Origin of the sequence: Streptomyces sp. NBC_01474, assembly GCF_035918215.1 — a bacterium.
GTDB classification, from domain to species: Bacteria; Actinomycetota; Actinomycetes; order Streptomycetales; family Streptomycetaceae; genus Streptomyces; species Streptomyces aureus.
Genome location: NZ_CP109449.1, coordinates 9,488,178 through 9,515,165, shown reverse-complemented (window position 1 = coordinate 9,515,165; position 26,988 = coordinate 9,488,178). Strand labels below are relative to the sequence as shown.

Here is a 26,988-nt window from a genome sequence, read left to right as displayed (position 1 = left end):
GACGGATCCTCTCGGGTCTGGTCGTGGGGCTCAGATGTCTTTGGAGTACGTCCAGAAGACCCGTCCGAGCCGCGCTTCCACGCCGCGTGCGTAGAAGTGGACGGGTCCGGTCCAGCCGATCTCGGCCTCGTCGAGCCCGCCCGCGAGCTGGTCGGCGAGACAGCGCCGCAACAGTACGGTTCCGACACCCATGCCGCGCAGGGCGGAGTCGGTGCCCATCGGGCCGAACCAGGAGCGGCGGTTGACGCCGTGACAGGCGAACCCCACGTATTCGACTCCGCCGGCACCCTCGCGGACGGCGACATGGCCGCGCGGCGGATCATAGGTGAGGGCGCGTGCGGCCTCGCCGTCCCAGGTGCCGCCCCACCGGGTCATCCACGCGAGGAACGGCTTCTCGTCCTGCGCGGTGAGGCGGCGGACCTGCACTCCGTCGGCGGCCAGACGCGCTTCGTCGGCGGCCGTGTTCAGCGGCGCGGTGCGCAGGTCGACGCTCATGTTGAGGCCTTCGCGCCCGCGGGTGTAGCCGCTGGACTCGGCGAGGCAGACCGCTCGCGTGTAGCGGATGTCGATGCCGGGCCAGGCGTAGTACGGGGGTCTGCCTCGCATCATCAATCGGGTGGCACCGGCCGCGGCGATGAGTTCCTCGGCGCGGGTGAGCAGGGTCCGTCCGATGCCCCGGCTCTGCGCCTGGGGGTGCACGGCGACCAGGTCGATGTGGCCGGTGGCGGGGGCGTCTGCGGTTGCCGGTCCCAGCGCGCCGACGGCGAGGCCCACGGGTTGTCCGTCGGTCTCGGCCAGGAGCCGGAGCTGGGGGCAGGACGCGGCCTGCGTCCACAGAAGGTCGAGGACATCAGCGGCGTCCTGATCGTGCACGAGCGCTGCCTGGACGAGCGTGCGCAGCGCCGGAAGGTCGCTCTCGCTCGCGGTTCTGATGGAGTGAGGGGTCGTCATCGCTGCTCACCTCGGGGATCGGTGGAGACACCGCACGTAAATCAATAACGTTTGAGTTCGTTGTTGCGGCGAAAAATTACCAGCGAGATGATCGGCCTGTCAGCCCCCCGTACCCAACCGGAAGGCAGGACCAGGATGCCCGCAGCTGAAGGCGTCGCAGATATCACCGATCCGTCGGACCTCGTACGGCGTGCGGTGGAGGACGGTACGGTGCCCGGCGCCGTCCTGATCACGGGGCGGGGGACCGCGGGTGAGGTGCGCACCTCTTCCTACGGCGTCACCGCCTCAGGGCCTTCGGGCCGTCCGGTCACCGCCGGTACCGTCTTCGACCTGGCCTCGCTGACCAAGGTGGTGGCCACCCTGCCGGCCGTGTTGCGGCTCGCCGATCGCGGAGACCTGGGCCTTGACGACCCGGTCAGCCGTCACCTTCCACGCTTCCACGGGAGGGGCAAGGAGCAGGTGACGCTTCGTCATCTGCTCTCGCACACCTCGGGGTTGCCCGCGCACCGGGACTACTGGCAGCTTCCCGGCGACCCTGCCGACCGGTTGACGGCCGTGCTGCGCGAGCCCCTCGAAAACCCGCCGGGCAGGGTCGTGCGGTATTCCGACGTGGGGTTCATCCTGCTCGGTGAGATCGTCGCCCGAGTCGCCGATGCGCCGCTCGACAGCGCCGTACGGGACCTGGTACTCGACCCGCTCGGCCTGGGAACCGTCCGTTACCTGCCGCCCGCCGAGTGGCGTGCGCACACCGCCGCGACCGAGGCCGTCTCCGGCGGCGAGCCCAAGCGGGGCGTCGTCCACGACGAGAACGCCGAGAGCCTGGGAGGTGTCGCCGGACACGCGGGCCTGTTCGGCACCGCACCCGACCTGGCGCACTACCTGAGAGCCTGCTGGCTCTCCGAGGAATCGGTGCTCTCCCGCCGGATGCGCACCGAGGCGCTGAACCTGCAGACCCGGGGCCTGAACGGCGCCCGGGGACTGGGCTGGACGCTGCCCGGTGACGACTGGGACCACATGTCCCCGCACTGGCCCTCGTCCGGTGCCGGGCACACCGGCTTCACCGGGACCAGCCTGGCACTCGACCCGGTCAGCGGAATCTGGGTGGTGCTGCTGACCAACGCCGTGCACTATGGGCGCGGCGCGCGGGCGAAGACATTGCGCCGCGTGGTCCACGCGGCCGTCGCCCGGACCGAGTCGGCTCTTTCCCACGGCAGTTGAACACCTTGTCGCCCCCGTCGCACCAACCGTGCACGCCGCGGACGAACCCGACTCCGACAGACGAATCCCTCGGCCCGCTCCCCGTTCCCCACCGAAACCGTAGGATTCCCACATGGCTGCTTCACGTCACCGGAACCACGTACGAGGCGACACCCTTCGTCGTGCCCCCAGCGCGGAACGCACCGCACCGGCACAGTCCGTGCTGGTGCAGATCCGTGCGCTCCTGCCCTCGTTGCCGCCGTCGGAGCAGCGTGTCGCCGAGGCGGCGATCGCCGATCCGGTGGGAGTGGCCGGGCGGACCATCAGCGAACTCGCCGCGGAATGCCGGACATCCGAGACGACGGTCATCCGGTTCTGCCGGGCCGTGGGCCTCAAGGGGTACCCGGATCTGCGGATCGCGCTGGCCACGGCCGCGGGGAGCAAGGACGGCGCCCGGGTCTGGTCGAGTGCCGGCAGCGAGATCGAGCCCGACGACTCCTTGGCCAACGTGGTGAGCAAGCTGGGGTTCGCCGACGCCCGGGCCGTGGAGGAGACGATCGCCCAGATCGACCTGGACGTCCTGGAGCGGGCCATCGACGCTGTCGTCAGCGCCAGCGCCCTGGACCTGTACGGGGTCGGTGCGAGCGCGCTGATCGCGCTGGACCTCCAGCAGAAGCTGCACCGCATCGGGCACCGCGCGACCGCGTGGCCCGACCGGGACGGTGCCGTCACGTCGGCGGCCCTGCTCGGCCGGGGCGATCTGGCGATCGGCATCTCGCACACGGGCGAGTCCGCCGACACCGTGACGGCCATGCGGGAGGCCTCGGACAACGGCGCCACCACCATCGCGATCACCAACTTCCCACGCTCCGAGATCGCCCAGGTCGCCGATCACGTCCTCGTCACCGCGGCACGCGAGACCACCTTCAGGACCGGCGCGATGTCCAGCCGGATCGCCGCGCTGACGCTGGTGGACTGCCTGTTCGTCGGCGTGGCCCAGCACAACAGCAGCCGCACGACGCGCGCGCTGGAACGCACGTACAGCGCGGTGCACCGGCGGCGCTCGAAGGGGTGAACGGGACATTCCCGCCGGACCGGCCCGGCGGGAATGTCCGGTGTGACGCGCGGCTCTCAGCCCAGGAGACGCAGCGCCGCACGGACGCGTCCGCCGCTGTCCGCCAACGCCGCTCGCGCCTGCTGCGGTGAACACGCGGCGAGCAGGCCGACCAGAGCGGTCTTCAGCTCCCCGCCCGAGGCGGCGAGGGCGGCGGCGCACGTCTCCTCGTCCAGTCCGGTGGCCTCCACGAGGATGGTGATGAGGCGACCGCGCAACTTGCCGTTGGTTGCGGTCACATCGACCATCAGGTTCGAGTAGGTCCGACCCAGCGCGACCATCACCATCGTGGACAGGCTGTTGAGGACCAGCTTGTGCGCGGTGGCCGCCTTCAGCCGGGTGGAGCCCGCGATGGCCTCGGGTCCGGTGTCCACGCCCAGGTGAACGTCCACCTCATCGGCGAGTTCCGCCGCGGGGTTGGCACTGACCAGGGCGGTGAAGGCACCGGCCTCCCGGGCGGCGCGCAGGGCCCCGCCGACGTAGGGGGTGCGGCCGCTGGCGGCCACGCCGATCGCGATGTCCCCGGAGTCCACCCCCGCCGCATCGCTCGCGCCGGCGTCCGGGCTGTCCTCCACGCCCTCGACGGGCTCGACCAACGCGCGCGGCCCGCCCGCGTGATGGGCCACGACGATGCCGGGCAGCATGCCGAACGTGGGGATCAGCTCGGCCGCGTCCATCACGGCGAGCCGGCCCGACGTCCCCGCGCCGAAATAGTGCAACCGGCCGCCTGCCCGGATCCGCCGTGCCGTCTCGTCGACCAGCCGCGCCAGGTCGGGCAGCACGGCGGCGACGGCATGGGCCGGGATCCGGTCCTCGGCGTTGAGCAGGCGCAACGCCTCCAGGGTGGGGATGTCGTCGATCTCACGGGTGCGGGGATTCCGGGTCTCTGTAGGAGCGTTGACACGTTCGGCACGCGGCGGGCGCATCGTGGAGTCCTCTCGGTCAGCGAGCGGGGGATCAGCGCGGCGCAACTTTGCCACAAGGGTTGCCGGTTGTACGTAACTTTTTCACGTAGGTGTCTCCCGCGTCGCCTGCCAGCCCCGGCAATCGCTCCGTACGGCCCGTCAGTACGGCGCCGAAGGCGGGAAGTTACGAACAGGATTCGGCCAACGCAAATTATTGACATGCCCACAGGGTCGCTCCTACGGTCTGCTCACCTTCAGGGCCTTCCTTCCGCCTTGTTCTGTCATCCGATCGGAGACCACGCGTATGGTCCGGTTCAAGCATTTCGTCGCAGCCTCCGCCGCACTGGCGACGCTCGGATCGCTCGCCGCCTGCGCACCGGACTCCGGTGCCAAGAACGGCGCCAGGGGCGGTGTCTTCACCACGGTCGACGCCAACAACCCCATCACGCCAGGCGCACCGATGAACCCGTACAACGCCAACGGCAACAGCTTCGTCAGCTTCAACACGATGCGCCTCGGCTGGGACAAGAAGAACCCGCTCAACCCCAACGACAACTTCCCTGGCCTGGCCAAGAGCTGGGAGATGAAGGGCGACTCCCTCATCGTCCACCTCCAGGACGGCGCCAAGTGGTCCGACGGCACCCCGGTGACCCTCGACGACCTCAAGCTGTCGATGGCCCTCGGCTACACCCAGAGCGCCGCCGCGGTCGGAGCCCGTGGTCTCACCGAGGGTCTCAACGTGTCCTCGGTGGAGCCGGCCGGCGCAGGCGCCTTCGAGTTCAAGCAGGCTCCCGGCACCAAGAACCTGACCTTCACCAAGCAGGTCCTCGGCCAGGTCATCGTCAACGCCAAGGTCTACGGCCACCTGGTCCCCGCCGACATGTGGGACATCATCCACGCGAGCCAGCAGGTCGATCCGGCCAAGGCGAAGGACGTAAAGGCCGCGGCCGCAAAACTGACCGGGGTCGGCAAGCAGGTCTCGGCCTTCGCCCCCCAGAAGGACATCTCGGCGGGCCCGTTCGTGGTGCGCAAGCTCAACCCCGGCTCGGTGATCCTCGACAAGAACAAGAACTTCTACGCCGCCAAGAAGGTGGGCCCCAGCCAGGTCGTCGTCCGCCACTACTCGGGCAACGAACAGATCTGGGGCTTCATGAAGAACGGCGAGCTGGACGCCGCGCCGTTCACCGCCATCCCCGAGAACGTGCTCAAGCAGATCGAGAGCAAGGGCTACCAGCGCACCGAGAGCGTCAGCTACGTCCAGGCGTCGCTCGCCTTCAACCAGAGCCGCGCCCCCTATGACAAGAAGGAGGTGCGCCAGGGACTCGCGTACCTCCTCGACCGCGCGGCGGCCACCAAGGTGGGCCAGCCGGTGGGCGGCCAGACCGCCGCAGCGCCGACCGGCATGGTCGGCCAGATGACCCAGGCCTGGCTGACCAAGGACCAGTCCTCCGCCCTGGAACCCTACGCTCACGACACGGCCAAGGCCGAAGCGCTGTTCAAGAAGGCCGGCCTGACCAAGAAGGGCGGCAAGTGGTACCTGGCCAACGGCAAGCAGTGGAAGATGACGCTGCAGACCGTCAACGGCTTCAGTGACTGGATCTCCGCCTCCACCGTCATCGCCAACCAGCTCTCCTCGGCCGGCATCGACACCAAGCCGCAGCTGTCCGCCGACTTCGGCAAGTACCAGGAGGACATGGCCGCGGAGAAGTTCGACGTGGGCTGGTGGCTCACCGCCGTCGGTTCCACCGCGCGCGGCGACTTCCAGCGCCTGTACGGCGAGTCCGACGGGTTCACCGCCAACGGTGACAAGGCCTCCCACACCGACAAGAAGGGCTCGGGCAACTGGATGCACGGCCCGGTCAACGTCACCGTGGGCGGCAAGCGCGTCAACCCCGGTGACCTGACAGCCCAGCTGGCCGGCCTGGACAACGAGTCGGCCAAGCCGATCATCAACCAGCTCGCCCAGGTCACCGCGCAGGAGGTTCCGGTCATCCCGATCTGGGACTACACCAACGTGAAGTTCTACAACGAGAAGAACTTCACGAACTTCCCCAAGAACGGGCAGGACGACCTGCTCGGCAACTTCCCCGGCACGTGGATGGCGCAGGGCTACATCCAGCCCAAGAAGTAGGCGATCCCAGCCGGTCGGACAGGGCGGCAGCCGCACAGCCGCCGCCCTGTCCGCCTGTGTCATCCCACCCACCGCATCACACACCCGGAAAGGAGGTGATGAACGTGAAGGGACTCGTCCGCGTCGTCCTGACCAAGCTGGCCGGCGGCGCGGTGATGGTCTGGGTCGTGGCCTCGTTCACGTTCTTCCTCGTCCACGCGCTGCCGGGCAGCCCGGGCAAGGTGGCCTACGAGAGCTACCTCAGCCAGGGCCTGTCCCCCGACGAGGCCATGGCCAAGGTCGCCGTGATCTACGGCTACACCTCGCAGGACCCGCTGGCCACCCAGTACGTGAACTACGTGTCCGACCTGCTGCACGGCAACCTCGGCCTCTCGATCTCCTACAGCGGCGTGCCGGTCTCCCAAGTGATCGGCAACGCCCTGCCGTGGACGCTGATCCCCATCCTCAGCGGCCTGCTGATCAGCTTCGCCATCGGCACCACCGCCGGCGTGGTGGCAGCGGTCAAACGGTCCTCCCGCTGGGGCGGCGCACTCAGCCTGTCCGCCTCGCTGATCGCCGGCATCCCGTCCTTCGTCCTCGCGATCCTGCTCACCACCGTCTTCCACACCCAGCTGGGCTGGTTGCCGTACGGCGAGACCAACGACCCCTGGGTGGACTCCGGCTGGAGCGCCGCGTACATCGGCTCCGTCGCCTATTACGCGATCCTGCCCGTCGCCACCTACGTACTCATCTCCTACGGCGGCTGGATGCTCTCCATGCGCTCCTCGGTCGCCTCCGTCCTCGGCGACGACTTCATCCTCGCCTCAGAACTGCGCGGCATCACCCCCGGCACACGGCTGCGCTACATCGGCCGCAACGCCATCCTGCCGCTGTTCACCACCCTGGCGATCGCCTGCGGCTATCTCTTCGGCGGCGCGATTCTGATCGAGAACGCCTTCAACTACCCGGGCCTGGGACGACTGTTGCTGCAGAGCATCGGCTCCCGCGACTACCCGCTGATGACCGGCGCGTTCCTCATCATCACCATCGCCGTCGTGCTCGCCAACATCATCGCGGACCTGCTCTACTCCGTGATCGACCCCCGAGTGAGGCGCTGAGACGATGACCATCGCACCCCTCACCGCCGAGCCGCGCCCCGCCGTCGTCACGCCACGCCGCCGCTACTGGGCCGGCATCCGGCGGGTGCTCACGCGCAAACCAGGCCGGGTCGCCGGTCTGGTCATCCTGGTGTTCTTCACGCTCATGGGCACCTTCGGCCCGATGCTCTACTCCGACAATCTCGCCGTCGACCCGAACGCGGTCTACGCGCCGCCCAGCGCCGAGCACTGGCTGGGTACCGACTTCGCCGGCTCCGACGTCTTCCAGGCCCTGGTCGTCGGCTCCCGCTACGTCCTGTTGACCTGCGCGATCGCCGGAGTGTTCGCCGTCGGCCTCGGCACCGCCGTCGGCCTGCTGGCCGGCTTCCACCGCGGACTGGCCGACTCGCTGCTGATGCGTGCCACCGACTTCGTCCTCACCATCCCCGGCCTGCCGGTGCTGGTCGTGCTCTCCACCGTGTGGGCCTTCGGCAGCCCGCTGGAGATGGGCCTGGTACTCGGCATCGTCGGCTGGGGCGGCATCGCCCGCGCCGTGCGCTCCCAGACGCTCAGCCTGCGCGAGCGCGGCTTCCTCGAAGCCGCCCGGAGCCTGGGCCTGTCCAACCGTCACATCCTCGTCAAGGAACTCCTGCCCAACCTCGCACCGTACGTGGCGATGAACCTGCTGCTGGCCATCGTCAGCTTCGTCGAGGCCCAGGTCGGCCTGTTCTTCCTGGGCATCGTGCCGTTCACGTCCACCAACTGGGGCGTGATGATCAACCAGGCGGTGTTCTCCGGCGGCGCGCTGCAGAGCCCGGAGGCACTGATGTACCTCCTCGCCCCGCTGGTCTGCATCCTGCTGCTGATCACCGGCGTCGTGCTGTTCCTCGACGCGATCGACGAGCTGTTCAACCCGCGTTTGAGGGAGCGCTGATGACGCACAACACCACCACGGCGACCGCCGAGGCAGAGGTCCGGGTGCGCGACCTGACGGTCCATTACCGCATCGAGGGCACCGAGTACCCGGCCATCGCGGGCGTCACGCTCGACCTGCCCCGCGGCCGGATCACGGGCCTCGTCGGCGAGTCCGGCTCCGGCAAGTCCACTCTCGCCCTCGCCCTGATGAACGCCATCCCCCAGCCGGGCCGTGTGAGCGGCGGCACCGTCCACGTCGACGGCGTGGGCGAGGTCACTGCTCTCTCCGCCAAGCAGCTCCGCGCCGTACGCGGCTCGGCACTCGGCTACGTGTTCCAGGCGTCCCAGAACTCCATGAACCCGCTGCGCACCATCGGCCGGCAGATCCTGGACCTCGGCCGCTCCCACGACGTCAAGGACCTCCCCGGCCTCCTCCACCGCGCCCGCGAACTCGCCGAGCGCATGGGCCTGGACGGCAAGCGTGTCCTCGACTCCTACCAGCACGAACTCTCCGGTGGCATGCGTCAGCGCCTGGGCATCGTCTTCGCGCTCGTCCTCAACGCGAAGGTCCTCATCCTCGACGAGCCGACCACGGCCCTGGACGTCCTGTCCCAGGCCGCCGTCCTGAAGATCATCCGCGAGGTGCACGAGGAGAACCACCTCAGCACCCTGATCGTCACCCATGACATGGGCGTCGTGTCGGAGATCGCGGACAACCTCGCCGTGATGTACGGCGGCCGCATCGTCGAGCACGGTCCGGCACTGGAACTGCTGCGCGCTCCGTCCCACCCGTACACGAAGGCCCTCATCCGTGCCACGGCCCGGATCACCGGTGACCTCGCGAGCGCCCGGGCGCTGCCCGGCCGGCCGCCGGACCTGACGACCATCCCGAAGACAGGCTGCGTGTTCCGCGAGCGCTGCGCGTTCGCCACGGACGTGTGCACCGGCTCGGAACCGCAGCTGGAAGAGTTCCGGCCCGGCCACCGCCGGGCATGCCACGCCGACGTGGCCCTCGTCCGCACATCCCCCGCCACCCCGAAGGGAGACGCGTCGTGATCGAGGCACGCGGCCTCACCCGCACCTACCGCACCCGCGGCGCCTTCACCGGAGAGCGCACCGTCCACGCCCTGCGCTCAGTCGACTTCATCCTGCCCAAGGGCGGAGCCGTCTCCTTCATCGGCGAGTCGGGCTGCGGCAAGACCACGCTCGGCAAGATCCTCACCGGGATCGAGACATTCGACAGCGGTGAACTCCTCATCGACGGAACTGAGGTGTCGAAACTCCCGCCGCGCAAACGCGCGCCGTACTTCCGCCGCATCCAGATGATCCACCAGGATCCGTACTCCGCCCTCAACCCCACCCGCACCATCGACCAGATCCTCGGCGACCCCCTGCGGATGCGCGCGAAAGCGACCGGTGCCGGGTCCTCGGGGGTCCGCGGGCGGGCCGCGGAGCTGCTGGAACTGGTCGGCCTTGAACCCGACGGCGTCCTGCCCAAGTACCCCCACCAGCTGTCCGGCGGCCAGCGCCAGCGCGTCGTCATCGCCCGCGCGCTGACCGTGGACCCGGAAGTACTCATCGCCGACGAAGCCGTCTCGATGATCGATGTGTCCTTGCGGCTCGGCATCCTCGCCCTGCTGCACGATCTGCGCACCCGGCTGGGGATCTCCCTGGTCTTCATCACCCACGACGTGGCCACCGCGCGCTACATCGGCGCAGGGGGCGAACTGCACGTCATCTACCGGGGGCAGGTGATCGAACGGGGACCGACCGACGACATCATCCAGGCGCCCGTACACCCCTACACCCAGTGTCTGCTGTCCGCCGTACCCATCATGCGCGGACGGGAGGAGCCCGGCCCCGACCGGCTGGAGCCGCTCGCCCCGCTGGACGAGAAGGCACCGGCGGACGGCTGCCTCTTCGCTCCTCGCTGCCCCTTCGCCGACGAGCGGTGCAGCGCCGCACGGCCTGCACTCGAACAGCTCGGGAACACGGGGCAGCACCACGCCTGCTTCCACCCCGCACCACGCCGCGTGGTCGGTGTGGAGATCCAGCCGGCGGGCGTCTGAAGACCTTCCGGGCGGCGGGCGCCAAATGCGGCTGCCGGAACCCTTGTTGGGGCTCCGGCAGCCGTTCGCTTCACCCTCTGACGATCAGCCCGCCTTGTGCGGCGCCGGACCGGCCAGCGAGTCGGCAAGGGCCGCCGAGGTGACACCGGTGACGTGGTAGTAGCCGAGCAGGTCGGTGTGTGAGGCGATGGTGTCCTGCCGCACGTAGGTTCCGGTGTGCGAAGCGTTGATCATCAACCCGTTGCCGATGTAGACCCCGACGTGATGCACCGTCGACGCCGAGGCACCGAAGTACACCAGGTCGCCCGGGATCGCGCCGGCCGCGCTGACCTGCGCCAGTTTCGGGTTGACCACCTGGTCCCGTGTCGTCTGGCCGATGTCGCCGGCCCCCGCACGCCAGTACAGCCACCGTGTGAAGCCCGAGCAGTCCAGGCCCACTTCCTTGTCCGCCGGGCACGGCTGGATCGAGCCGTTGTAGTCGTCGCAGATGCCGATCGACGGGCCGAACGAGAACGCGCCGTCCTCATGACCGCCGCCCCAGACGTACTGGATGTTCTGGCCTGTGGCCTGCTGCGCATAGTCGACGACCGCGGCATAGCGTCCCGAGCCGAGGTCGGCCGGCTGCTGCGGCGCCGGATCGCCGTACAGCTTGGCCTTGGTCGGCGGATCGACCAGCCCGGTGGCCGCCAGGCCGTGCGAGGTCTGGTAGTTGCGCACCGCGGTGACGGTGGCGGAGCCCAGATCATGGTCCACGGTCAGGCCGGCCCCGTTGGTGTTGAGCTTGTTCTGCAGCTCGGTGACGCAGCCGTCGCTCTCGCCAGTCTCCAGCTGCACGGGGCAGCGCAGTGAGCGCAGGTCGACCGGCACGGCCGGGTCCTCGTAGTACAGCGCGGACTTGGTGGCGGGCCCGACCAGGCCGTCCGCGGTGAGTCCCTGGGAGGTCTGGTACGACTTGACCGCCGTGGTGGTGGCCGACCCGAAGTCTCCGTCGACCGTCAGCGAGGCGCCGTGGGCGTTCAGCAGGGTCTGCAGTTCCGTCACGCATCCGCTCACCTGCCCCTGCTGAACGGTGTTGGGGCAGTCGGACGAGACCAGAATGATGCGTGCGGGCGCGGTCGCGGCGGCCGCGGGCACGAGGGTGCCCAGCGCGAGCAGTCCCGCCGCCAGGACAACCCCCAGGCCGCGGGCGGCGCGGTCACGTCTGTGGTGCACAGGCATGGTTCTCCCTTGGTTCGTGGTGGACCGGGGGCTACTTGCCGGCCTGCAGGGCCGACCAGGTGGCGTTCCCGACGATTCCGTCGGAGGTGAGAGCCTGGGCGGTCTGGTAGGCCTTGACGGCGGAGGTGGTCGCGGCGCCGAAGTCGCCGTCGATGGCGAGGCTCTGTCCGCGGGCCGCGATCAGCGCCCGCTGCAGCCGCTTGACGTCGGTGCCGGTGGAGCCGGACTGAAGGGTCGGCTTGGTGCCGGCCGACAGCAGGGCGGTCCAGGTGTGGGAGTCCACCGTGCCGGTGACCGGGAGGGACACGGTGCCCTGGAACGACTGCACCGCGGTCGTGGTACCCGAGCCGAACACGCCGTCCACCGCGCCGCTGTAGCGTCCCTGACGCAGCAGCAGGCACTGCGCCGCGCTGACCAGACCGCCGGAGGAGCCGGCCGAGACCGACGTGTACTGCGCGAAGTCGAGGTTCGCGGAGCAGGATCCGGCGAACGGCCCCGTGTCCACGTCCAGGTAGTCCCGGTCGATGTTGATGGTCACGCCGCCCCAGGTCTCGTCGGTGTCCCCGGAGAGCTGGTGGATGCGCTGGTGGTCGGCCCAGTACGCGTCGGGCACGTAGGGCGTGGCGTCGGTGTCGGCGGCGCCGTTCCAGCGGGCGAACCAGATGTGGTCGGGCATGGTGTACGTACCGGCCGTGTACTCACCGGCCAGGTCGGCCATCCCGGACGCGGCGGACGAGTACACGCCGGACAGATAGCCGCCCGCGCGCAGTTCCTCGGTCCACGCACTCAGGAACGTCATCACCGCTTCGCTGCATGCGGTGTTGGTCTGGTCGTAGGCCTCCATGTCGTTGTAGAGCACACTGCCCGCCGGCAGCCCCAGCGCCGCGGCGGCCGACATGGACTCCTGGGCCTCGCTGCGTCCCTGACCAGCGGCGGTGGACAGGGTGTACGACACCTTGTGACTGAAGTTGTTGCACGGCGCCTGAAGACCCACGTGGATGGGGATGATGTGCCAGCCCGCCGACGTCTGCGTCTGCACCCACGACGCCGTCAGGTTCGGCTGGTCGCACGCCGCGCTGATGCCGCTGATGTACACCCCGACGGCCCGGAAGGGCGAGGCGGACCACGCGGACATCTGTGAGGAGGAGGGTGCGGCGCAGGGGTCGAAGCCCAGCCCCGTGTACGTACCGGGCTGTGCCGCCACAGCTGCCGCGGCCGGGGTTGCCTCCTGGCCGGATTCGGCTGTGCCCGGCGTCGCGGCCGTCGCCTTCGCGTCGTCGTCCAGACGGGCACTGTCCAGAATGCCCTGCACGGTGGTCTCGTGAGCGCCGACGGAGGCGGTCACAAGTACTCCTGCGGCGGGTACCACCTCACGTATGCGCCCGGGGGACTCTCTCTTCGTCCCGTTGGCAGCAGCCGTCGCGGAGCCCTGGGGCGCCACGCGCGTCGAACTGTCCATCTTCTGACGGCTCTTGGCGTCGAGGGGTTCGATGACCAGCGCGTCGGTGCGGCCGACGAGACCGGGCGGGCACGAGGCCTGACCGGCGTCGGAGGGATGACCGACATAGACCGCGTGCCGGTCGAGGCGCACGCAGGTGCCGGGGTTCGCGGTCAGGTCCACGACTGGCCAACTTGCGGGCACGCGTACGTGATAACCGCGATACGAGACGTCCTTGGCCGCGGCGGGCGACGCGGCGGCAGCCACGACAGAGGTGCCCAGCGCGGCCAGTACGGCCAGAACGGTGGTTGCGCCGCGCAGTCGTGCACGCGAGGAACGGAGCGGTGTCATGGCACTCCAGATTCAGTCTCTGGGTTGGACAGGACTGTGCGCCTTCGGCCCCGGTCAGCGGATGGGGCCCAACACCGTTGGTGTGCCTGCCGTGACGGGGCAGGCGAAAGGTAGCGCGTCAATGAGTTCCGTTGCACTACCTACTACCGAATATTTTCTACGTTCACTACGCGAGACGGAGTGCGAGCGAGTAGCAACTACGTGTATATGAGGGAAAGTTGGGCACCACCCGCCCTCACTCCCATGTGGGAGCTCGACGCCGGGCCCGCTCAGCTTCTGGCGGACGTTCTCTCCGGGCGTGCCAGGAACGTCACTTGAGCAGTGGCGGCACCGCGGGCACCTCGATGGCGTTCTCGATGTCCTCCGCCGTCAGCTTGAAGCTGTCCGGGTAGGCGTCACGCCGGGTGCGGCGTGCGGGTTCGATCGTGCGCAAGGTGTAGAGACAGCGGCTGCACTGGACCACGTCCCACACGCCTGGGACGGGGGACGTGGCAAGCAGGGAGATCTCCTCAAAGGCGCAGCGGGGGCATTCAACGGGCAGGTGGTTCACGGGAGTTGTCCTTTCAGTGAGTATCGGTGGGTGTCACCCGCGGGCCGCGATCAGGCGCTGCAGGCGGGCGGCCCACTCTGCGGTCTCGGGCAGGTCCTTGGCCGGAGTGGAGAAGTTGCCGCGGACGTCCGGGGCGACCGGCGTCGTCGCATCGATGATCATCTTGCTGCTGATGCCGGCGGGCTGCGCGGCGGGCGCGAGTTCCAGGACCGACAGGTTGGGGATGACGACGACGTCGTCCTTCGGGTTGACCTTGGCGGACATCGCCCACATGACTTGCGGCAGGTTGAACGGGTCGACGTCCTCGTCGACGAGGATCACCTGGGCCACGTAGCCGAGCCCGTGCGGCGTCGTCATGGCGCGCATGCCGACGGCCTTGGCGAAGCCGCCGTACCGCTTGGCCGTGGAGATGATCACCATCAGGCCGTGCGTGTACATGGCGTTGACGGCCTGCACCTCGGGGAACTCGGCGCGTAGCTGCTTGAGCAGCGGCACGCACGTGTTGGGTCCGACGAGGTAGTCGCACTCGGTCCACGGCATGCCGAGGTAGAGCGACTCGAAGACCGGGTTCGTGCGGTACGAGACGCGGTCCACGCGGATGACGGGCATGCGGCGGCCCCCCGAGTAATGACCGGTGAACTCGCCGAAGGGCCCCTCTATTCGGCGCTTGCGGGACTCGATGACGCCCTCGATGACGACCTCGCTCCCCCAGGGCACGTCGAAGCCGGTGAGCGGCGCGGTGGCGATCGGCGCTGGAGCGCCGCGCAGGGCTCCCGCCATCTCGTACTCGCTCTGGTCGTACGCCATCGGCATCCCGGCCACGATCGCCATCACGGGGTCGTTGCCGAGAGTGATGGCGATGGGCAGGTCCTCACCCTTCTCCTCGGCCTTGCGCAGATGCTGGGCCACGTCGTGCATGGGCACGGGCTGGAAGGCGAGCCGGTTGGTGCCGATGACCTGGATGCGGTAGGTGCCGACGTTCTGCTTGCCGAAGTCGTCCGGGTCCTCCGGGTCGCGGGAGACGACGGCGGCCTTGTCGAGATAGAAGCCACCGTCTCCGTCGTTGAGGCGGAAGAGGGGAAGCACCGAGAACAGGTCGACGTCCTCGCCCTCCTGGGTGTTCTCACGCCAGGGTGCGTCCTCGCGGCGCTCGGGGGCGACGGGGAAGGCGTCCCAGCGCCGCGCGAACTCCTCCACCTGCTCCTTGACCGGCGTGTTCTTCGGCAACCCGAGCGCGAGCGCGTGGTTGGCCCAGGAGCCGTGCACGTTCATCGCGATGCGGGCGTCGGTGAAGCCCTTGACGTTGTCGAAGTGGAGGGCGGGGGCGTTCTCGCCGATGCGGCCGGTCGCGTTGGCGGCGGCCGCGAGATCCGGCTCGGGCAGCACCTCGTCGGTGATGCGCAGCAGCTGCCCCTCCTTCTCCAAGGTGTCGAGGAAGCTGCGCAAGTCGTCATAGGCCATGGTGAATTCCTTTACGGGGCAGGGGACTTCAGGCGGCGTCGCCGAAGGATCGGGCGGCGGCGCGGGCGGCGCGCATCCCGGCCCAGCGCCGGGCGGCGGGCGCGGGCAGGTCGAACTGGTCGAGGATGCGGGCCACCACGTGGTCGACGATGTCGTCGACGGTCTGCGGGTTGTTGTAGAAGGCGGGCATGGGCGGCACCAGTTGCACGCCCATGCGGGCGAGTTCGAGCATGTTCTGGAGGTGGATCTCGCTCAGCGGTGTCTCGCGCGGGACGAGGACGAGCCTGCGTCGCTCCTTGAGAACCACGTCGGCGGCCCGGGCGACGAGCCCTTCGGCGTATCCGGTCCTGATCCCGGCGAGGGTCTTCATGGAGCACGGCACGATCACCATGCCGTCGGTGCGGAACGAACCGGAGGAGATGGTGGCGCCCTGGTCCTCGGGATGGTGCGTGACGTCCGCAAGGGCGGACACCTCGGCCACGGACAGGCCCGTCTCCAGCTCGATGGTGGTGCGCGCCCAGCGGGACAGGACGAGATGCGTCTCCACGCCCGGCAACTCGCGCAGATTCTCCAGAAGACGGACACCGAACGGGGCACCCGTCGCCCCGGTCATTCCCACGACCAACCGCATAGGACCACCTCAAACCCGTCGCTGACCTGTGCTTTCACGCTACGGAGCAATCTGGACGCGGCAGCGGTACCCTCGGGACCATCGATGGGGAAAAACGGACACCCTGCAGGGCGCCCCGATGTCAGGGACCTGGAGTACACCCCGGCCGTGGGCGCACCGGCCGGAGTCGAGGTGATGGAACTCGCCGACCTGCTCGCACGCTCGCGGCGCCACGGCAATGACCCGTACGCGCCCCTGCGCCCCGCCTTCCACCAGCTGATCGGCGTCCGTGGACGGCCGCTGCGCATGTGGGTCGACTTCGTCGAGCACGAGCTGAGGCCCGGCTCGTGGCTGTGGATCCGGCCGGGGCAGGTGCAGCGGTTCGGCCCCGACCTGGCGACGGCGGACGGGGTGATCGTGCTGTTCCAGCCCGGCTTCCTGCCGCCGACCACCGTTTCGCTGGCACACATGGATCCGCCGTACGAACAGCGCCCGTCGGTCCTCGAGGGCTCGGACGCGGAGGGCGTTCGCCGGGCACTCGACCATCTCGTCCACGAGTACGGGGCGATGGCCTCGCTCCCCCTCCAGGCACACACCGAGGTGCTGCGCGCGCTGCTGTCCGTCCTCGTGGTGCGGCTCGCGCAGGCGCGCGGCCCGGCGCCGCGGCCGACCGCCGCGTCGGAGACGTTCCGTCGCTTTCACGCGGCCGTCGAGCGGGACCACGCGGTGACCCGGCGCGTCGAGGACTACGCGGCGGCGCTCGGCTACAGCTCGCGCACGCTGACCCGGGCCACGCTCGCCGCGACGGGACGTACGGCCAAGCAGTACGTCGACGACCGGGTCCTTCTGGAGGCCAAGCGCTTGCTGCAGCACAGCGGCCTGACAGCGAGGGAGGTCACCGTCCGGCTCGGGTTCACGGACGCGAGCGACTTCACGAAGTTCTTCCGACTGCGGACGGGCATGACGCCGGGAGCGTTCCGCGAGGGCCCGCAGTTCGGGTGACGGAGAGCGCGATGCGGACGGCAGAGCGGTCCTGCAAGGGCCAAAGGCACTGGTAGGCAGACCGGCAACTGACGCGGGGCGAGGACGCTCGCCGGGACGGGTCCCGCTCCAGAAACGGCGCGAGAGCCCGGAGGAACGACACAGATCACAGCCACCAACCCCTTGACCTCCGACGTTCAAACCGGTTTAGTCGGCCTCGTTCAGCGACTCAAACCGGTTTAAGGACTGGTTGCGGACCATCGTTCCGTGTCAGTTGGACGGTTCGTCGCGCTCCGGCTCGTCCAAGGCCGCACCCAGGGAGTCCAGCACCATGGCACGCAAGCCCACCATCGCGGATGTCGCACAGCATGCGGGCGTCTCACGTGCCACCGTCTCCTTCGCGCTCAACGACCGGCCCGGCATCGCGGAGGAGACCAAGGCCCGGGTCCTCGCCGCCGCCGCCGACCTCGGCTGGACGCCGAGCCATCAGGCACGCGGCCTCTCGCTGGGCAAGGCCGGAGCCTTCGGCCTGGTCCTGGCGCGGGAGGCGGAGCAGATCGGGGCGGACCCGTTCTTCCCGGCGTTCATCGCCGGCGTCGAAGCCGTCATCGGGCAGCGCGGCGACGGACTCATGGTGCATCTGACCACCCCCGAGCAGGAGCAGGGCGTGTACGAACGCCTTGCCGCACGGCGGCAGGTGGACGGTGTCCTCCTGACCGACCTGCGCCGCGACGACCCGCGCCCCCCGCTCATGCGCGAACTCGGTCTGCCCGCCGTCGTGGTGGGCCAGCCCGAGTGGGGCGGCGGTCTGACGGCCGTGAGCCTGGACGACGAACCCGCCTACGCCGACGCGATCCGCCGGCTCACGGACCTCGGACACCGGCGCATCGCCCACGTCGAGGGCCCCCAGGAACTGCGGCACGCCCACCGGCGCCGGACGGCCTGGGAACAGACCCTGCGCGCTCTCGGTCTGCCCGAGGGACCGGTGCTGCCCGGCGGGTTCAGCCCCGAGGGCGGCGCCCGGGCCACGCGGGAGCTGCTCACGCTCCCCGAGCCCCCGACCGCGATCGTCTACGGCAACGATCTTGCCGCGATGGCCGGGCTCTCGGTGGCCCAGGAGCTGGGCGTCCGCGTCCCCGATCAGCTGTCGGTGGTCGGGTACGACGACGCCCCCCTGACGCGATACAGCTTCCCGCCGCTCGCCTCCGCCCGCGCGGACGCCCGTGGCTGGGGAGAGGCGGCGGCGCGCGCCCTGGACGCGGTGATCGCCCTCGGCACCGCGGCACACGTGGAGCTGCCGCCCGCCCAGTTCGTGCCCCGCACGTCGATCGGGCCCGCGCCCCGCGGGTGACGCGGGGACCGCACCCCCGCATGCGGGAACCAAGCAACGGTCGCGCTGGCGCCGACCGGAAATTCCGCTCGGCGACGAGGCCGCGCGTGAACAGTTCGGAGATCAATCATGCTGAGGAGAACGGCGTACGCGCTGCTCGTGCTCGCACTCGCGGGCACGGCGACAGCCTGCGGCCGGTCGGCTCCGGATCCGGCCGCCGCCGCTGACGCGCGCGGTCCGATCACGGTCTGGCTTTCCAACAACGCGCAAGAGGTCCAGTGGGGCAAGGCCATGGTCGCCTCGTGGAACGAGCGCCATCCCGACCAGCACGTGACAGCGCAGCAGATCCCGGCCGGCAAGACGTCCGAGGAGGCCATCAGCGCTTCGATCATCGCGGGGACGACGGCCTGTCTCGCCTTCAACACCTCGCCCGCGGCGGTGCCGACGTTCCAGAAGCAGAACGGGCTCGTGTCCCTCAGTGACTTCCCGGACGGCGAGAAGTACATCACCGAGCGCGGTGGCGCCCTCACGGACCAGTACCGGTCGACGGACGGCAAGTTCTACCAGCTGCCCTGGAAGAGCAACCCCGTCATGATCCTCTACAACAAGAAGCTCTTCGAGAAGGCCGGTCTGGACCCGGAGCACCCGAAGCTCGCGACGTACAAGGAGTTCCTCGAAACGTCGCGCAAGCTCGTGCACAGCGGCGCCGCGAAGGCGGCGATCTGGCCGTCTCCCAGCAGCGACTTCTTCCAGCCCTGGTACGACTTCTACCCGGCCTTCGCCGCGCAGAGCGGCGGCAAGCAGCTGATCGAGGACGGCAAGCCGCAGTTCGACTCGTCCGCGGGCCGCCAGGTCGCGGCGTTCTGGCGCAAGCTCTACGCCGAGAAGCTGGCGCCGCAGGAGGCCTACCCGGGCGACTCCCTCAACGACGGCAAGGCCGCGATGGCCACGGTCGGTCCCTGGGCGCTCGCCGCGTACAAGAACAGCGTGGACATCGGTGTCGCGCCGGTACCGACCGCGGACGGCGGCTCGGACAAGCACTCGTTCAGCGACGAGAAGTCCGCGGCGATGTTCAGCTCCTGCAAGAACCGGGCCACGGCCTGGGACGTGCTCAAGTTCGCGAGCTCCGCCGGCCAGGACGGGAAGTTCCTCGAGACGACCGGCCAGATGCCGATGCGCGAGCACCTGACCGAGAAGTACTCCGGCTACTTCAAGGCGCACCCGACGTACAGGGCCTTCGCCGACCAGGCGGAGCGCGTCGTCGAGGTGCCCAACGTGCCGGGCTCCATCGACATCTGGCAGACCTTCCGCGACGAGTGGACGAAGTCGGTCGTCTTCGGCCGGGAGTCCACGCCGGCGGGTCTGCGCAACGCCTCGTCCGAGATCACCGACCTGCTGAACGAGTACGGGGACCCGTCATGAGCGTGAATCTCCAGTCAGCGCCCGCCACCGTCAGGGACAGCGCCCCCGCGCGGCGGGAGGGCCCGCGCAAGGCCCGTGGCCTGTCCCGCGTCGGCACGCTGTTCGTGTCGCCCTACGTGCTGTTCCTCGTGGTGGTCTTCGCCGTCCCGCTGGTCTACACGGTGTGGATCTCCTTCCACCGCTTCTACTTCACGGCTCCGGGCACCGACGTCGACTCGCCCTGGGTGGGCCTGTCGAACTACAAGGACGTCTTCACCGATCCCGTGGTCGGCCGGGCGTTCCTCAACATCGTGATCTTCCTGGTCATCAACGTGCCGCTCACCGTGGGCGTCTCGCTGGTCCTGGCCACGGCACTGAACGCGAAGATACGGGGCCGCGCGTTCTTCCGCGCCGCGTTCTACCTCCCGTACGTGACCGCGAGCGTCGCGCTGGTCGCGGTGTGGCAGTTCCTGTTCGGCTCGGACGGGTTCGTCAACCATCTGCTGGGCTCGCACGCTCCCGACCCGTCGTGGCTGGTGAACTCGCATCTCGCGATGCCGATGATCGCCGTCTTCGTGACCTGGAAGCAGCTCGGCTTCTTCGTGATGCTGTACCTGGCTTCGCTGCAGAACGTCGGCAAGGAGCTGTACGAGGCGTCCGCCATGGACGGCGCGGGCCGCGTGCGGCAGTTCTTCTCGGTGACCGTGCCCGGTGTGCGCCCGGCGACGACGCTCGTCGTGATCTACGCCATCATCACCGGCGCCAACCTGTTCAGCGAGCCCTATCTGCTGACCGGGGGCGGCGGTCCCGACCACGCCTCCACCTCGCCGGTGCTGCTGATGTACCAGAAGGGCATCGAGCAGGGACACCCCGACTTCGCTGCCGCGCTCGGTGTCGTCCTCGTCGCGTTCGTCATGGTCGTCTCGCTCGCCGCCCGCAAGCTCACCGAGAGGGACAACTGACATGAGTGACACCCTGCAGACCCGCCACCGCGGCGGGAGCGCGGTCCGCCACATCCTGCTGTCACTCGGTGCGGTCGCCTTCCTGTTCCCCTTCTACTACATGGTCGTCGGCTCGCTGCGCGGGACGACGGTCGGTGATCTGTCCGCCGCGGTCCCGTCCGGGCTGACCGGCGCCAACTACACGGCCGTCAACGGCGCGATCTCGCTGGGCCGCTCCCTGCTCAACTCGGGGATCATGACCATCGGCGTCCTGGTCTGCACGCTCGTCTTCGGCGTACTCGCCGGATACGCGCTCGCCCAGTTGCGCTTCCGCGGCAAGGGCGCCGTCTTCGCCGCACTGCTCCTCGTGCAGATGATCCCGTTCCAGCTGCTCACACTGCCGCTGTACGTGCTCGTCGTCCGCGACTACGGGCTCGGTGACAACTACCTCGGCATGATCCTGCCGTTCGCGATCAACTCGACGGCTGTGTTCCTCTTCCGCCAGTTCTTCTCCCAGCTGCCGCAGTCCCTCTTCGAGGCGGCGCGGATCGACGGGGCGAGCGAGCTGCGGATCCTGTGGCAGATCGCTCTGCCGATGGCACGTCCCGCGGTGCTGACCGCGCTGCTGCTGACGTTCATCGGGCCGTGGAACGAGTTCCTGTGGCCGTTCCTCGTCACGAAGAACGCCGACATGCAGCCGCTGGCCGTCTCGCTGGCCAGCTTCCTCTCCAACCTCCAGGGCACGGTCGCCAACCCGGCCGGCGCCCTGCTGGCCGGCGCATGTGTGCTGGCCGTCCCCGCGGTGGCCCTGTTCCTCCTGTTCCAGCGCCACTTCACCTCTACCGACATCGACTCCGGAGTAAAGGGCTAATCGCCATGAGCAACACCACCGTCGCCACCGCCATCCCCTACCGCATGGTGCGCAAGGGCGTGGTCATGTCCCCACTGGCCGGTGAGGCGAACGAGGTCGAGGGCGTCCTGAACCCCGCCTCCGGCCGCACCCCGGACGGCACGCTGCACCTGCTGCCGCGCCTGGTCTCCGAGGGCAACGTCTCCCGCGTCGGCCTCGCCGAGGTCACCTTCGACGAGACGGGCGTGCCGAGCGCCGTCGAGCGCCGCGGCGTCGTCCTCTCCCCCGACGAGGGCTGGGAGCGCGGCAAGAACAACGCCGGCGTGGAGGACCCCCGCATCACCTGGGTCCCCTCGCTCGGCAAGCACGTCATGAGTTACGTCGCCTACGGCCCGCTCGGCCCGAAGCCGGCGCTCGCCGTCTCCGAGAACCTCACCGACTGGACCCGCCTCGGGCCGATCCAGTTCCAGTACCAGGCCGACCTGGACACCGACCTCAACCTCTTCCCGAACAAGGACGTCGTCCACTTCCCCGAGCCCGTCCCGGGCCCGGACGGCGAGATGGCGTACGCGATGCTGCACCGCCCGATGTGGGACCTGGGCTGGTTCCGTCCGGGCGAGGGCGTTCACCTGCCCGCCGGTGTCACCGACGAGCGTCCCGGCATCTGGATCTCGTACGTTCCGGTCGCCGAGGTCGAGGCCGACATCCGCGCCCTGACCCGCCCGCGCGACCACCGTCTGCTGGCTCTGTCCGAGTTCCCGTGGGAGTCGCTGAAGATCGGCGGCGGCCCGGCCCCGATCCGCGTGCCCGAGGGCTGGCTGCTCATCCACCACGGTGTCTCCGGATCCATCGAGGACCCGTGGGCGCAGAACCAGAAGGTGTCGTACGCCGCCGGCGCGATGATCCTCGACCCGGCCGACCCGTCGAAGGTGCTCGCACGCTCCGACAAGCCGCTCATGGCCCCGGAGACCGAGGAGGAGATCTCGGGCACCGTCCCGAACGTCGTCTTCCCGACGGCGATCGAGGAGATCGACGGCAAGCTCTACGTCTTCTACGGCATGGCCGACGCGCACATCGGCGTCGCCCTCCTGGAGCGCACGGCATGACCGGCGGCGCCCTCGCACCTCTCGGAGTCGGCCTGGTCGGCTGCGGCGGGTTCGCCGAGTTCGTCCTGGACGCCGTCGCGGGACTGCCCGGCCTGCGCCTCGCGGCCGTCGCCGACCCCTCACGCGACCGCGCCGAGCGGCTCGGCGCGCGGCACGGCGTCCCGGCGCTCGCTTCCCTCGACGAGCTCCTCGGACGGGACGACGTGGCGGCCGTGCTGATCGCCACGCCGCCCGCCACCCACGCCGCGATGGCCATCACCGCTCTGCGTGCGGGGCGCCACGTCTTCTGCGAGAAGCCTCTCGCCACCACGACCGAGGACGCCTCGGCGGTCGCCCACGAGGCGCGGCTCGCCGGGCGCGTCCTGGTCGTGGACCACGTGCTGCGCTACAACCCGCTGCTGCGGGCCGTGCGACACCTCACCGAGCGGGGGCTGCTCGCACCCCCGCGCCGGTTCCTGTTCGAGAACGACGCCTCCGACGAGGACCTGGGCCCCGACCACTGGTTCTGGGACCCGGCACACAGCGGCGGCATCTTCGTCGAGCACGGCGTCCACTTCTTCGACGCCGCCCGCACCTTGCTGGGCTCGGACCCGGTCAGCGTGCGGGCGACCGCCGTGGCCCGGCCCGGAGGCCCGGTCGACATGGTGAGCGCCGACGTCGTCCACCCCGGCGGCGTCCTCGCCGCCCATCTGCACTCCTTCACGCACGCCCACCGCGCCGAGCGTCAACTCATGCGTCTGGACCACGGGTTCGCCGAGACGCGGATCAGCGGCTGGATCCCCGTGCGGGCCGAGATCTCGGCGTGGACCGACGAGGCGGGCGCCCACCGCTGGCAGCAACTACCTGACCAACTGGGTGAGTTGTTGTCCGTCGACGGCTTCCGGCCGCACGGCGAGGAGCGGATCACCGTCCGCGTCGAGCGGGACGCCGGCCCCGCCGCCCCGGCCCGCGGGCGTGGCGAGCAGCGCACGGTCCCGCACCACGTCACCGCTGTCATCGACCTGGGCGGCGAGGCCCGCAAGCCGTACGTGTACGCGCAGAGCGTGCGCGCCGCGGTGGCCGATCTGGTCCGGGCCGTCCGTGAGGGCACGCCGCCGGTCGCGGACGCCGTCAGCGGTCTCGCCGCGGTCGCCGTCGCCGAGGCGGCCACCCTCGCCGCCTCCACCGGCACCGAACAGCGGGTCCCCTCCTCCGACCTGGCCGTCTCCGGGGGAGCCTCCGCATGAACTGGTGGCAGGACATGGTCTGCTACGAGGTGTACCCGCGCACCTTCGCCGACTCGGACGGCGACGGGATCGGCGACCTGCCGGGCCTGACCGCACGCCTTGAGCACATCAAGGATCTGGGCGCGGACGCCGTATGGTGCACCCCGTTCTACCCGTCACCGCTGGCCGACGGCGGTTACGACATCGCGGACTACACCGGCGTGGCCGCGGACCTGGGAACGGGCGACGACGCCACCCAACTGACTGCTCGCGCACACGAGTTGGACCTCAAATTCATCATCGACCTGGTGCCGAACCACACCTCGGACCAGCACCTCTGGTTCCAGGAGGCTCTGGCCGCGGGGCCCGGGTCGGCGGAGCGGGAGATGTACCTGTTCCGGCCCGGCCGGGGCGCGGACGGCGAGCTGCCGCCCAATGACTGGCAGTCGGCGTTCGGCGGCCCCGCCTGGACCCGGGTCGCGGACGGCGAGTGGTACTGCCACCTCCACGCCGCCGAGCAGCCCGACCTCAACTGGCGCAATCCCAAGGTGCAGAGCGCCTTCACCGAGGTACTGCGGTACTGGCTCGACCGCGGCGTGGACGGCTTCCGCGTGGACGTCGCCCACGCCCTGTTCAAGGCGGAAGGGCTGCCCGACGCGGGCCCCGGCCAGCACGCCGACCCGCTGCGCAACCACCTGATGCCGTACTACGACCAGGAAGAGCTGCATCCGCTCTACCGCGAATGGCGGGCTCTTCTCGACACCCACCCCGCACCCGCCGGCGCGGTGGCACCCCAGGACCGGGTGATGGTCGCCGAATCCGCCGTCTTCGACCCGGCCCGCCTCAGCCGCTACATCCGGCCCGACGAGATGCACCAGGCCTTCAACTTCGCCTTCCTGGAGGCGCCTTGGGAGGCGGCGGAGCTGCGCCGGGTCGTCGACGGCTCGTTCGCCGTGCCGGGCAGCGCGGTCACCTGGCTGCTGTCCAGCCACGACGCGGTCCGCCCGGTCACCCGGTACGGCTCCCTGGCGCGCGCCCGTGCGGCCGCGCTGCTGATGCTGGCCCTGCCCGGCTCCGCGTACCTCTTTCAAGGCGAGGAGCTCGGACTGCCCCAGGTCGAGGTACCCATCGACCGCATCCTCGACCCTCTGTGGGAACGCTCGGGCCGCACGGAGCGCGGCCGTGACGGCGCGCGTGTGCCGCTGCCGTGGACCGGTGAGCACGCACCGTACGGATTCAGCACCGTGGCGCCCGACCACACCTGGCTGCCCCAGCCGGACGACTGGTCGGGCCTGACAGTCGCCGCGCAGCAGCGGGACCCCGACTCGACGCTCACCCTGTACCGGGCGGCGCTGCGGATCCGCCACAGCCATCCGGCGCCGGACCCGACGGCCCCGCCGACCTGGCTCTCCGCACCCGACGCCCCCCACCTCGCCTTCCGCCGCGGCGCGCTGGTCTGCGTCGTCAACCTGGGCGCCGAGCCCCTGCACCTCGCCTCACTCGCTGTGCCCGGCCGACCGGCGCTCGGCAGCGGACCGTTCGACGGCGACACGTTGCCACCCGACACCGCGCTGTGGCTCCTCGACCCGACCGCCCCCGCCCCTCTCGCCGAAAGCGACACCGATGACACGCGCGACTGACGCGACACACCGCACCGACCTGTCCGGACTCGTCAAGGCGTACGACGTGCGCGGCGTGGTCCCCGACCAGTGGGACGAGACGACGGCCGAGCTCTTCGGCGCCGCGTTCGTCCAGGTCACCGGCGCGGACGCGATCGTGACCGGCCATGACATGCGTCCCTCGTCCCCCGGCCTGGCCCGCGCCTTCGCCCGCGGCGCGACCGCGCAGGGCGCCGACGTCACCGAGATCGGCCTCTGCTCGACGGACCAGCTGTACTACGCCTCCGGCTCCCTCAACCTGCCCGGCGCGATGTTCACGGCCTCGCACAACCCGGCCCAGTACAACGGCATCAAACTGTGCCGCGCCGGCGCCGAACCGGTCGGCCAGGACACGGGCCTCGTCGAGATCCGCACCCTGGTCGAAGGGTGGACGGACAACGGCGCCCCGGCGACGGCCGACCGAACGGGCGTCGTCACCACCAGGGACACGCTCGCCGACTACGCGACGTACCTGCACTCCCTCGTGGACCTGTCGGCGATCCGCCCCCTGAAGGTCGTGGTCGACGCCGGCAACGGCATGGGCGGGCACACCGTGCCGACGGTTCTCGCCGGTCTGCCGCTGGACATCGTCCCGATGTACTTCGAGCTGGACGGTACGTTCCCGAACCACGAGGCCAATCCCCTGGACCCCGCCAACATCGTCGACCTGCAGGCACGCGTGCGCGCCGAGGGCGCCGACATCGGCCTCGCCTTCGACGGCGACGCGGACCGCTGCTTCGTCGTCGACGAGCACGGCGACCCTGTCTCGCCCTCCGCGGTCACCGCGCTCGTCGCCTCACGCGAACTTGCGCGGCATCCCGGGGCCACCGTCATCCACAACCTCATCACGTCCCGCGCGGTTGCGGAGGTGATCCGCGAGGCGGGCGGCACCCCGGTCCGCACCCGCGTCGGCCACTCCTTCATCAAGCGGGAAATGGCCCGCGCCGGCGCCGTCTTCGGCGGCGAGCACTCAGCGCACTACTACTTCCGCGACTTCTGGAACGCCGACACCGGCATGCTCGCGGCCCTCCACGTCCTCGCCGCCCTGGGCACACAGAGCACCCCCCTGTCCGACCTGACCAGCAGCTTCGAGCGCTACGCCGCCTCCGGCGAGATCAACTCCGCCGTCGGTGACCCGAGCTCACGCACCGCGGCGGTGCGCGCGGCGTGGACCGACCGCCCAGACGTCACGCTCGACGACCTCGACGGCCTGACCGTCAGCGGAACCGACTGGTGGTTCAACGTCCGCCCCTCGAACACGGAGCCGCTGCTGCGACTCAACGTGGAAGCCCCGACCGAGTCGGCGATGCGCGCCCTCCGAGACGAGGTACTGGCGACGATCCGCGCCTGAGCCCACAAGTCATGGAGGAGGCCCTGACGACGACGCACCCTCGGACACCAGTCCGCACCGCCGTCGAAAGCAGTGGCCGGGCGCCGAACTACTACTCGGCTCCACCCCAGCCCATGCGGTGCAACCCGACCCCTCGCCGCTCACTCCCCCACCAAGAAGGAACCCGAGCCTCCCACGCT

Annotated in this window: 23 protein-coding genes; 16 read left to right on the top strand and 7 right to left on the bottom strand. The window is 69.9% G+C overall.

The window, feature by feature from the left end:
* Positions 1-30: 30 nt before the first annotated feature.
* Positions 31-951: a GNAT family N-acetyltransferase gene (locus OG758_RS43560; RefSeq protein ID WP_326714949.1), complete on the bottom strand. Its 921-nt coding sequence runs from the start codon at positions 949-951 to the stop codon at positions 31-33.
* A 135-nt stretch (positions 952-1,086) separates the two neighbouring features.
* Here OG758_RS43560 and OG758_RS43555 point away from each other — a divergent pair, with 135 nt between their 5' ends.
* Together OG758_RS43555 and OG758_RS43550 are read left to right on the top strand one after the other, a co-directional pair.
* The gene (locus OG758_RS43555) at positions 1,087-2,169 is read left to right on the top strand and encodes a serine hydrolase domain-containing protein (protein ID WP_326714948.1); all 1,083 of its coding nucleotides are present in this window, start codon (positions 1,087-1,089) and stop codon (positions 2,167-2,169) included.
* Positions 2,170-2,281: 112 nt separating this feature from the next.
* On the top strand, positions 2,282-3,223 hold the full coding sequence (locus OG758_RS43550; protein ID WP_326714947.1) for a MurR/RpiR family transcriptional regulator: 942 nt from the start codon (positions 2,282-2,284) through the stop codon (positions 3,221-3,223).
* 56 nt (positions 3,224-3,279) lie between these two features.
* Here the strand turns inward: OG758_RS43550 and OG758_RS43545 are convergent, their stop codons facing one another.
* Complete coding sequence (locus OG758_RS43545) at positions 3,280-4,188, bottom strand: N-acetylmuramic acid 6-phosphate etherase (protein WP_326714946.1); 909 nt, start codon at positions 4,186-4,188, stop codon at positions 3,280-3,282.
* A 283-nt stretch (positions 4,189-4,471) separates the two neighbouring features.
* On the opposite strand from OG758_RS43545, the gene OG758_RS43540 reads away from it, so the two are divergent.
* The 5 genes from OG758_RS43540 to OG758_RS43520 all read left to right on the top strand — a co-directional run bounded on the left by OG758_RS43540 (position 4,472) and on the right by OG758_RS43520 (position 10,358).
* The gene (locus OG758_RS43540) at positions 4,472-6,298 is read left to right on the top strand and encodes an ABC transporter substrate-binding protein (protein WP_326714945.1); all 1,827 of its coding nucleotides are present in this window, start codon (positions 4,472-4,474) and stop codon (positions 6,296-6,298) included.
* Positions 6,299-6,396: 98 nt separating this feature from the next.
* On the top strand, positions 6,397-7,395 hold the full coding sequence (locus OG758_RS43535; protein ID WP_326714944.1) for an ABC transporter permease: 999 nt from the start codon (positions 6,397-6,399) through the stop codon (positions 7,393-7,395).
* Between the two features lie 4 nt (positions 7,396-7,399).
* On the top strand, positions 7,400-8,308 hold the full coding sequence (locus tag OG758_RS43530; RefSeq protein WP_326714943.1) for an ABC transporter permease: 909 nt from the start codon (positions 7,400-7,402) through the stop codon (positions 8,306-8,308).
* Positions 8,308-9,345 carry an ABC transporter ATP-binding protein gene (locus tag OG758_RS43525; RefSeq protein ID WP_326714942.1) on the top strand — a complete coding sequence of 346 codons (1,038 nt, stop codon included), beginning with the start codon at positions 8,308-8,310 and terminating at the stop codon, positions 9,343-9,345. The genes OG758_RS43530 and OG758_RS43525 overlap by 1 nt, the downstream gene beginning before the upstream one ends.
* Positions 9,342-10,358: an ABC transporter ATP-binding protein gene (locus OG758_RS43520; protein WP_326714941.1), complete on the top strand. Its 1,017-nt coding sequence runs from the start codon at positions 9,342-9,344 to the stop codon at positions 10,356-10,358. The genes OG758_RS43525 and OG758_RS43520 overlap by 4 nt, the downstream gene beginning before the upstream one ends.
* A gap of 84 nt (positions 10,359-10,442) precedes the next feature.
* Here OG758_RS43520 and OG758_RS43515 read toward each other — a convergent pair whose 3' ends face one another.
* From OG758_RS43515 to vdcB, 5 genes are all read right to left on the bottom strand, one after another.
* A complete protein-coding gene (locus OG758_RS43515; protein WP_326714940.1) occupies positions 10,443-11,570 on the bottom strand; it encodes a C40 family peptidase in 1,128 nt (375 codons plus the stop codon).
* A gap of 37 nt (positions 11,571-11,607) precedes the next feature.
* Entirely contained in the window at positions 11,608-13,365 is a 1,758-nt protein-coding gene (locus tag OG758_RS43510) for a glycoside hydrolase domain-containing protein (protein ID WP_326714939.1), read from the bottom strand.
* Positions 13,366-13,675: 310 nt separating this feature from the next.
* The gene (vdcD, locus tag OG758_RS43505; protein WP_326714938.1) at positions 13,676-13,915 is read right to left on the bottom strand and encodes a non-oxidative vanillic acid decarboxylases subunit D; all 240 of its coding nucleotides are present in this window, start codon (positions 13,913-13,915) and stop codon (positions 13,676-13,678) included.
* Between the two features lie 33 nt (positions 13,916-13,948).
* Entirely contained in the window at positions 13,949-15,376 is a 1,428-nt protein-coding gene (vdcC, locus tag OG758_RS43500; protein ID WP_326714937.1) for a non-oxidative vanillic acid decarboxylases subunit C, read from the bottom strand.
* A gap of 28 nt (positions 15,377-15,404) precedes the next feature.
* The gene (gene vdcB, locus OG758_RS43495) at positions 15,405-16,007 is read right to left on the bottom strand and encodes a non-oxidative vanillic acid decarboxylases subunit B (protein WP_326714936.1); all 603 of its coding nucleotides are present in this window, start codon (positions 16,005-16,007) and stop codon (positions 15,405-15,407) included.
* Between the two features lie 147 nt (positions 16,008-16,154).
* On the opposite strand from vdcB, the gene OG758_RS43490 reads away from it, so the two are divergent.
* The 9 genes from OG758_RS43490 (at position 16,155) to OG758_RS43450 (ending at position 26,809) form a co-directional block, all read left to right on the top strand.
* Entirely contained in the window at positions 16,155-16,988 is an 834-nt protein-coding gene (locus OG758_RS43490; RefSeq protein ID WP_326714935.1) for a helix-turn-helix domain-containing protein, read from the top strand.
* A 310-nt stretch (positions 16,989-17,298) separates the two neighbouring features.
* Positions 17,299-18,318 (top strand): LacI family DNA-binding transcriptional regulator, encoded by a 1,020-nt coding sequence (locus OG758_RS43485; protein WP_326714934.1) that lies wholly within the window; start codon positions 17,299-17,301, stop codon positions 18,316-18,318.
* Positions 18,319-18,426: 108 nt separating this feature from the next.
* Entirely contained in the window at positions 18,427-19,719 is a 1,293-nt protein-coding gene (locus OG758_RS43480; RefSeq protein ID WP_326714933.1) for an extracellular solute-binding protein, read from the top strand.
* Positions 19,716-20,660 carry a carbohydrate ABC transporter permease gene (locus OG758_RS43475; protein ID WP_326714932.1) on the top strand — a complete coding sequence of 315 codons (945 nt, stop codon included), beginning with the start codon at positions 19,716-19,718 and terminating at the stop codon, positions 20,658-20,660. Before OG758_RS43480 ends, OG758_RS43475 begins: the two co-directional genes overlap by 4 nt.
* A gap of 1 nt (position 20,661) precedes the next feature.
* On the top strand, positions 20,662-21,510 hold the full coding sequence (locus OG758_RS43470; RefSeq protein ID WP_326714931.1) for a carbohydrate ABC transporter permease: 849 nt from the start codon (positions 20,662-20,664) through the stop codon (positions 21,508-21,510).
* 5 nt (positions 21,511-21,515) lie between these two features.
* Positions 21,516-22,595: a glycoside hydrolase family 130 protein gene (locus tag OG758_RS43465; RefSeq protein WP_326714930.1), complete on the top strand. Its 1,080-nt coding sequence runs from the start codon at positions 21,516-21,518 to the stop codon at positions 22,593-22,595.
* Complete coding sequence (locus OG758_RS43460) at positions 22,592-23,821, top strand: Gfo/Idh/MocA family protein (protein ID WP_326714929.1); 1,230 nt, start codon at positions 22,592-22,594, stop codon at positions 23,819-23,821. The genes OG758_RS43465 and OG758_RS43460 overlap by 4 nt, the downstream gene beginning before the upstream one ends.
* Positions 23,818-25,440 (top strand): glycoside hydrolase family 13 protein, encoded by a 1,623-nt coding sequence (locus OG758_RS43455; protein WP_326714928.1) that lies wholly within the window; start codon positions 23,818-23,820, stop codon positions 25,438-25,440. The genes OG758_RS43460 and OG758_RS43455 overlap by 4 nt, the downstream gene beginning before the upstream one ends.
* On the top strand, positions 25,424-26,809 hold the full coding sequence (locus OG758_RS43450) for a phosphomannomutase/phosphoglucomutase (protein WP_326714927.1): 1,386 nt from the start codon (positions 25,424-25,426) through the stop codon (positions 26,807-26,809). Before OG758_RS43455 ends, OG758_RS43450 begins: the two co-directional genes overlap by 17 nt.
* Positions 26,810-26,988: the final 179 nt, after the last annotated feature.

Coding starts and splice junctions, on each gene's coding strand:
- OG758_RS43475 (WP_326714932.1), top strand. CDS start 19,716: ATGAGCGTGAATCTCCAGTCAGCGCCCGCCACCGTCAGGGACAGCGCC.
- OG758_RS43450 (WP_326714927.1), top strand. CDS start 25,424: ATGACACGCGCGACTGACGCGACACACCGCACCGACCTGTCCGGACTC.
- OG758_RS43485 (WP_326714934.1), top strand. CDS start 17,299: ATGGCACGCAAGCCCACCATCGCGGATGTCGCACAGCATGCGGGCGTC.
- OG758_RS43465 (WP_326714930.1), top strand. CDS start 21,516: ATGAGCAACACCACCGTCGCCACCGCCATCCCCTACCGCATGGTGCGC.
- OG758_RS43455 (WP_326714928.1), top strand. CDS start 23,818: ATGAACTGGTGGCAGGACATGGTCTGCTACGAGGTGTACCCGCGCACC.
- OG758_RS43525 (WP_326714942.1), top strand. CDS start 8,308: ATGACGCACAACACCACCACGGCGACCGCCGAGGCAGAGGTCCGGGTG.
- vdcC (WP_326714937.1), bottom strand. CDS start 15,376: ATGGCCTATGACGACTTGCGCAGCTTCCTCGACACCTTGGAGAAGGAG.
- OG758_RS43540 (WP_326714945.1), top strand. CDS start 4,472: ATGGTCCGGTTCAAGCATTTCGTCGCAGCCTCCGCCGCACTGGCGACG.
- OG758_RS43510 (WP_326714939.1), bottom strand. CDS start 13,365: ATGACACCGCTCCGTTCCTCGCGTGCACGACTGCGCGGCGCAACCACC.
- OG758_RS43535 (WP_326714944.1), top strand. CDS start 6,397: ATGAACGTGAAGGGACTCGTCCGCGTCGTCCTGACCAAGCTGGCCGGC.
- OG758_RS43460 (WP_326714929.1), top strand. CDS start 22,592: ATGACCGGCGGCGCCCTCGCACCTCTCGGAGTCGGCCTGGTCGGCTGC.
- OG758_RS43470 (WP_326714931.1), top strand. CDS start 20,662: ATGAGTGACACCCTGCAGACCCGCCACCGCGGCGGGAGCGCGGTCCGC.
- OG758_RS43550 (WP_326714947.1), top strand. CDS start 2,282: ATGGCTGCTTCACGTCACCGGAACCACGTACGAGGCGACACCCTTCGT.
- vdcB (WP_326714936.1), bottom strand. CDS start 16,007: ATGCGGTTGGTCGTGGGAATGACCGGGGCGACGGGTGCCCCGTTCGGT.
- OG758_RS43530 (WP_326714943.1), top strand. CDS start 7,400: ATGACCATCGCACCCCTCACCGCCGAGCCGCGCCCCGCCGTCGTCACG.
- OG758_RS43480 (WP_326714933.1), top strand. CDS start 18,427: ATGCTGAGGAGAACGGCGTACGCGCTGCTCGTGCTCGCACTCGCGGGC.
- OG758_RS43555 (WP_326714948.1), top strand. CDS start 1,087: ATGCCCGCAGCTGAAGGCGTCGCAGATATCACCGATCCGTCGGACCTC.
- OG758_RS43560 (WP_326714949.1), bottom strand. CDS start 951: ATGACGACCCCTCACTCCATCAGAACCGCGAGCGAGAGCGACCTTCCG.
- OG758_RS43545 (WP_326714946.1), bottom strand. CDS start 4,188: ATGCGCCCGCCGCGTGCCGAACGTGTCAACGCTCCTACAGAGACCCGG.